This window comes from Chryseobacterium barbadense, from assembly GCF_042849955.1.
Lineage (GTDB): Bacteria > Bacteroidota > Bacteroidia > Flavobacteriales > Weeksellaceae > Chryseobacterium.
In genome coordinates, this window is the sequence record NZ_BAAFHL010000087.1 from 1 (window position 1) to 6,297 (window position 6,297).

Sequence of the window (6,297 nt, forward strand, 5' to 3'; positions counted from 1 at the left end):
CGGCGCCGGCCCCGCGCCCCCCCCCCCCCCCCCCAAAACTCAAAATTCCTATAATTTATTCCACTGCCACAGAGTCATCACCACGTCCATCTGCAACAGCATGAATATTGCCTTGATCATCAATTAAGATCATTTCCGTTCTCCCTAGCTGTCGTACCTTATTAAAAACATATCCTTTAGCTGTAAGTTCAGAAAGGGTGGTTTCAGGGAAACTCTCCTCAGCCATTACGGTTTCAGGGAGCCATTGATGATGAAATTTGGGAGCATTCACCGAGATATTGGCATTTTGTTTAAAATCAATAACATTCACAATAGACTGGTAAACAGAAGTGGGAATCGTTGTTCCTCCGGGAGTTCCTACAACCATATAAGGTTTACCGTTTTTCAGCAGAATGGTAGGAGTCATGGAAGAAAGCATTCTTTTATTCGGTTGTATGGCATTGGCTTCACCGCCTACTGCTCCAAACATATTCGGAACTCCCGGTTTTATAGAGAAATCGTCCATTTCATTATTTAAAAAGAAACCGGCTCCGGAAACCACGACTTTGCTGCCATATAATCCGTTAAGAGTTGTCGTTACAGCTGCAGCGTTGCCATCCTTATCAATAACGGAAATATGAGTGGTTTCTGTAGATTCTTTCGGTTGCGGAGTAATTTTTCCAACTTCCGAACTTGAGGTAGCTTTGCTGAAACTAAAGCTTTTCCATCTGTTTTTCAGATACTCATCGGAGATCAGGTAAGTAGTCTTATCCTCAATAAAATCCGGATCTCCCATATATTCAGCCCTGTCTGCAAAAGCCCTTCTTTCTGCCTCAATCATGATTTGTACAGCCTGAGCAGAATTTTGTTGATATTTTTCAAGGTTTTCATATCCCGACATTTTCAGCATTTGAGCCAGAAGAAGTCCGCCGCTTGAAGGCAAAGGCATAGAAACTACATGATTATTTTTATAATCGAATTCCAAGGCTTTCCTCTCAGCGACTTTATAATTTTTTAAGTCTTCAAGACTTATAATTCCGTTTCCTTTCTTCATTTCAGCCACTAAAAGACTGGCTGTTTTTCCTTCATAAAACCCTTTAGCTCCAGATTTTTGGATTAATTTCAAGGTTTCAGCCAATTCTTTCTGGATGAGAATGTCTCCGGCTTTCCAAGGAGTGTTTTTTACAAAAGCAATAGAAGAAGTGTTATGTTTTTGAAATATCTCTTGATGGGCATTGAGCAATCCGGCTTCCTGCTCGGTAATGGCAAAACCTTTTTCAGCAAGATCTATGGCAGGCTGAATCAGTTTTTCCATAGGAAGCCTGCAGTATTTTAAGGTAGCGAAGAATCCGGCTACACTTCCGGGAACACCTACTGCCAATCTCCCGTTTTGCGACCAATCTGTATTTGCTTTTCCCTTTTTATCTAAATACATATCTCTTGATGCCTTTCCGGGAGCCGTTTCACGATAATCAATCGTGAATTTTTCTCCTGTATTCTTAACACCAACAAGAAATCCACCACCACCAATATTTCCTGCCTGCGGATAAACAACAGCCAATGCATATTGGGTTGCTACAACTGCATCATAAGCATTTCCTCCCGTTTTCAGGATTTTTGCCCCGGCTTCACTGGCTAAAGGATGTGCGGAAACAACAACACCTTTGTTTTTTACTTTTACTTCCTTTACGATATTGATATCGGTAAATTGAGAAAAAACAAATCTAGAAGAGATTAAAAAGAAAAAGATTATTTTTTTTTTCATTTTAAATAAGATTTAAGAGTAGCAGAATTCTCAACTAAAGTTTTGTAGTATTCCATTAATGGAATAGTATTGTCAAAAACAATTTTAAAATCCTCATAATTGACATCTCTATATGTGCCGTGAGCAATATCATTCCTAGGATCAACTAACTTTTTGTCAATGAAATTTTCATTTTTTTCAAAGTGTTCAGCTTCAAATCCAAGTGAGGTTAGTATCTCATTAAGAATGCTAAATCTTAGATTAGATTTAGTTTCAATAATATCTTTATCAAAAATTTTACAAAAAGATGTTTCAATACTTTGCAATTCTTGTATTAAATGTATTGATTGTAATATTCCATTGTTTTGGTTAAATTTTTTCTTAAATTTTAAGGCAACAAAATTTAATTTTACTTTATCTAAAGGTAATTTTAATGTGGAAATATATGATACATAAAAACTAGAAGAATTTTTTATAAAACCTTCCCAATGGGCATAAGACAAAGCAATACCACCCCTTATTAAAGGATTTAATGCTGTAGATAATTTGTTATTTTCTAATACTAATTTATAATCGATTAACTCCTTTTTGCGCCATTGAATATCACTATCTAACTTACTTTGTAATTCACTTAAAGATCTAACTTTCATGTAAAAATATTTGTTCTCCTATGGAAATTGTTTTAGGTAATCTTTCAGCGGCATTGTAACCTCTCCAACTAATATTTTCCTCATCAATCTTTTGCCAGCATTCAATGATTTTTTCTTGAACTAAATTTCTATTATTTTCCCAATATTCAATATTTTTTGCAATATTTATTGCTACCATTTCATAAGCAGAAACTATGAAGCTACCATTAAAAATATGTTTCTGTTTATTGTATCTTTTAAATGCGTTTTCGCCAGCCTGTTCATTAATTAAAAGAAAAGTCCTTTCAAAATTCTCTTTAATAGTATTCCAATTGTTAAAATTATTATTGAAAAATTCAATAAGTTTATTATCTAAATAAGTACTCAAGTCATTTATTGACCTAAATTCATGTTGTTGAGCATTTTTTAAAACTAAAAATCTTGAAACAAGTTCTTTTTCATATTGTTCATCAATATTTTTTTCAGATAAACTTATGGTTTCTAGAAAGGAGGGGAATTCAGCTAATTCTTTTAATTTTTCAAAATAATTTTCATTATTCATTATTAACAAACAATTTCTAACTTCCTGAGGTGTTAATGAGCTACCTCCAGTATTGAGTCTTTGAAATAGTTCATACTTACTAGTCGAATCACTTTCTTTTTGAATTATCACGAAATTTAATCTACTTCTCTTAAAATATCTTTGCTGTGCATCAGTAAAAAAATCTTCATCAGAATATAATGTTGGATTTTCACCTAAATCTTCCCAAAGTTTATTTTTTAATGATGGTAATAATTGAGTTTCAACTAATTTTAAAGGTGGTAATAATATGTCTTTATCATTTTTTAGTATTCCAATGAATTCAAAAATTGTTGAAAGTCTTTGTAAACCATCAACAACATCCCAAATCCCATCGGGTCTTTGAGCTACAAAAATCGAGGGTATGGGAATATTTAATAAAATTGACTCTATTAATTTTGATTTTTGAGTAGAATTCCATCTATAGAATCTTTGAAATTCGGGGTGAATATCTAGATCTCCATCATTATACATACTAATGATTTCTCCAATTGACATACTTAGATTTTCTGTGTGAATTTCTTTTGCTTTAATATCTATTTCTTCTTGTAGAGCCATATTAATTTATTATTTGATTTAATACAAATTTAAGTTTTATTTTCAATTGTAAAATCTTTATTTTTGCTGTTTATCAACTAATAAAAATCTAAAAATGGAGTCCTATACGGAGAAAATACTTATTACAGGTGCTTTAGGTCAGATAGGCACCGAACTTACAAACAGACTTGTTGAAATTCACGGTGCAGATAATGTGGTTGCTTCCGGATTAGACAGATGGCAAAAAGGAATTACTTCTGCCGGACACTATGAAAGAATGGACGTAACCAATACCCAACTGGTGAGACAGGTGATCAAAGATTATGATATCACTACGGTGTATCACTTGGCATCGCTACTTTCCGGAACTTCTGAAAAACAACCGATTTTTGCATGGAAACTGAACCTGGAGCCTCTTCTTCATTTTTGTGAAATGGCAAAGGAAGGATTGATCAAAAAGATCTTCTGGCCAAGCTCAATCGCTGTATTCGGAAAAGGAATTCCAAAAGAAAATGTAGGACAGGATGTAGTTTTAAATCCGACTACTGTATACGGTATTTCTAAAATGGCCGGAGAAAAATGGTGTGAGTATTATTTCGATAAGCATGGAGTAGACGTAAGAAGTATTAGATATCCGGGACTGATTTCCTGGAAAACTCCTGCAGGTGGAGGAACTACAGATTATGCAGTGGAAATTTTCTACGAAGCAGTAGAAGAAGGAAAGTACACAAGCTTTATTTCTGAAAATACCGCAATGCCAATGTTATATATGGATGATGCCATCAATGCAACGTTAAAGCTGATGGATGCTCCTAAAGATAGCTTAACGGTACGTTCGTCTTATAACCTGGGTGGAATGTCATTTACCCCCAAAGAATTGGCAGAAGAAATCAAAAAAGAAATCCCTGGATTTACCATTGATTATAAACCGGATTTCAGGCAGGCTATTGCAGATTCGTGGCCGGCTTCTATCGACGATTCAATTGCGAAAAAAGATTGGGGACTTACGTATGACTTCGGAATTTCCGAAATGTCAAAGGATATGATTAAAAATTTAAAAGTGAAATTGAATAAGAATTAATTGGTCAAACTTACTTTAAATAATATTTATATCTAACTATAATAAAATAAATTACAAATTTTATCTAAAATTTAGTTTAAATGATATTGTTAACCTTCAACATCGTGAATATGGAAGCTGAAACTAAAAATGGCGTTCAGATTTCCGATGATGAAAGATTGAAAATTACGGAAGATAATACCAAATCAATTCTCAGAATTTTAGATATCCATGATATAAAAGCCACTTTTTTCGTTGAGATTTCCATCACGGAAAAATGTAGAAATCTTATAAAAGCAATTTCGGGCCGCGGTCATGAAATTGCTTTTTATAATAAAAATTCCAGTCTTCAGGAAGTTGAACAAGCCAAGAAAAGCATGCAGGATTTCCTGGAGAAACAGGTAAGAGGGATTCGACAAAAAGATTTAAAACTGCCCTCGGAAGAGTTGAAACTCCTGGAATTTAATTATATCTCCAACATCGATAACGCGAACATTCTGTTCCCATTGAAAAGATTGGAAAGAAATACCGAAATCGTGGAAGAGGATGGAATAAGTATCGTGCCCGAAAGCATTTCTCCTTACAGCCAGTTGCCGTACAATGATTTTGTATTTCAGATGCTGCCGATGAACTATTATCAGAATATGGTCTTTGAAACCTTAAAGAACGAGGAATTTGTTCTGATTTATCTCAATACATGGCAATTCACCGACTTTAAAAAATACAGGTTTAAAATCCCGTTTTACAGAAGTCTTTTTTCGGGCAGAAAAATGGAGGACAAATTGGATGCCCTCCTTAGCTGGATCAACGAGAAGGAATTGGCCACTTCCCGTATGAAAGATTATATTTTTTAATCGGTTTATTCTTTAATGCAAATAACCAATAGATCAGTGGAATATTGCATATCCTTTTCAATTTTAATGTCTTTTTGAGAATATTGTGAAGTAAAATTATTGGTTATACTGTTTTCTGTAACTTCCTTTTGAGCTTCCGGCTTTAATTTCTTTTTCAGTTCAAATAGAGATTTTAAAGCATTCAACAGAAAAACTCTTACAGAATAAGGATAAATGCTCAAAGTACAAGGAAGCGTAAGTATTTTCTGCTTTTTTGTTCTGTTGATCTCCTCCAATACCAAATCTGAATCGGAACCGATTTTCAACACTTCCACTTGGTTAAAATGCTTCTGCAGCAAATGATGTAAGCTTCCCGCAGTATATTCTTTTAGATGAAAAATATTCCAGGGTTGCTGAATATAATTGAAAAGTCTGTTGGTTTTATCCGGTGTTGAAATCAACAGGTAACCACCGGGATTCAAAAGTCTTTTTAAGTCAGTCACATATTGGTTATCATTCGGAACATGCTCTATCACCTGAAAAGAAGTGATTATATCAAATTTTTCATTGGAAATTTCCGGTATTGTTTTAAAATCCAGACGGGAAGCGGTGTAATTTGTTTTAGCAAATTCAATGGCTTCCTTGCTGATGTCTACACCCGTTACACTTTGGGCATCTTCTGATAACATTTGGGTTCCATAGCCCGAACCACAACCAAAGTCTAATACTTTTTTACCCTTAACAAAACTTTTAGCATATTCATAGGTGGCAATGTGCATCAGGTGAATGTAAAACTCCGACTTATTATTGAAGTTTTCATTAAGAATATGGCGTTCTCCGGTGTCTTTCATCGATAATCAATATGTTGGCTAAAATAAGCAATTATGAGAGTTCAAAAAGAGTAATTTCCGGTAAAACTCCGACTCTTCCCGGGT

At 34.3% G+C, this 6,297-nt stretch carries 6 protein-coding genes; 2 read left to right on the plus strand and 4 right to left on the minus strand.

Going from position 1 to position 6,297, the window contains the following annotated elements; genetic code table 11:
- Positions 1-55: 55 nt before the first annotated feature.
- Genes ggt through ACGHIN_RS16060 form a run of 3 tightly spaced genes read right to left on the minus strand, consistent with a single transcriptional unit; the run spans position 56 to position 3,490 of the window.
- Positions 56-1,744 (minus strand): gamma-glutamyltransferase, encoded by a 1,689-nt coding sequence (gene ggt, locus ACGHIN_RS16050; RefSeq protein WP_390455818.1) that lies wholly within the window; start codon positions 1,742-1,744, stop codon positions 56-58.
- Positions 1,741-2,373, minus strand: a complete 633-nt coding sequence (locus ACGHIN_RS16055) for an MAE_28990/MAE_18760 family HEPN-like nuclease (RefSeq protein ID WP_390455821.1) — start codon at positions 2,371-2,373, stop codon at positions 1,741-1,743. The genes ggt and ACGHIN_RS16055 overlap by 4 nt, the downstream gene beginning before the upstream one ends.
- Positions 2,363-3,490, minus strand: a complete 1,128-nt coding sequence (locus tag ACGHIN_RS16060; protein WP_390455824.1) for a DUF262 domain-containing protein — start codon at positions 3,488-3,490, stop codon at positions 2,363-2,365. Before ACGHIN_RS16060 ends, ACGHIN_RS16055 begins: the two co-directional genes overlap by 11 nt.
- A 94-nt stretch (positions 3,491-3,584) precedes the next feature.
- On the opposite strand from ACGHIN_RS16060, the gene ACGHIN_RS16065 reads away from it, so the two are divergent.
- Positions 3,585-4,550, plus strand: coding sequence for an NAD-dependent epimerase/dehydratase family protein (locus tag ACGHIN_RS16065; protein ID WP_390455827.1), 966 nt, complete (start codon positions 3,585-3,587; stop codon positions 4,548-4,550).
- Positions 4,551-4,630: 80 nt separating this feature from the next.
- The gene (locus ACGHIN_RS16070; RefSeq protein WP_390455830.1) at positions 4,631-5,383 is read left to right on the plus strand and encodes a polysaccharide deacetylase family protein; all 753 of its coding nucleotides are present in this window, start codon (positions 4,631-4,633) and stop codon (positions 5,381-5,383) included.
- 5 nt (positions 5,384-5,388) lie between these two features.
- On the opposite strand, the gene ACGHIN_RS16075 is transcribed toward ACGHIN_RS16070, so the two are convergent.
- Positions 5,389-6,213, minus strand: a complete 825-nt coding sequence (locus ACGHIN_RS16075) for a class I SAM-dependent methyltransferase (RefSeq protein ID WP_390455833.1) — start codon at positions 6,211-6,213, stop codon at positions 5,389-5,391.
- Positions 6,214-6,297 lie beyond the last annotated feature (84 nt).

What these genes read in the sequence shown, in the direction of transcription:
- ggt (WP_390455818.1), bottom strand. Translation starts at nt 1,744, where the DNA reads ATGAAAAAAAAAATAATCTTTTTCTTTTTAATCTCTTCTAGATTTGTT.
- ACGHIN_RS16055 (WP_390455821.1), bottom strand. Translation starts at nt 2,373, where the DNA reads ATGAAAGTTAGATCTTTAAGTGAATTACAAAGTAAGTTAGATAGTGAT.
- ACGHIN_RS16060 (WP_390455824.1), bottom strand. Translation starts at nt 3,490, where the DNA reads ATGGCTCTACAAGAAGAAATAGATATTAAAGCAAAAGAAATTCACACA.
- ACGHIN_RS16065 (WP_390455827.1), top strand. Translation starts at nt 3,585, where the DNA reads ATGGAGTCCTATACGGAGAAAATACTTATTACAGGTGCTTTAGGTCAG.
- ACGHIN_RS16070 (WP_390455830.1), top strand. Translation starts at nt 4,631, where the DNA reads ATGATATTGTTAACCTTCAACATCGTGAATATGGAAGCTGAAACTAAA.
- ACGHIN_RS16075 (WP_390455833.1), bottom strand. Translation starts at nt 6,213, where the DNA reads ATGAAAGACACCGGAGAACGCCATATTCTTAATGAAAACTTCAATAAT.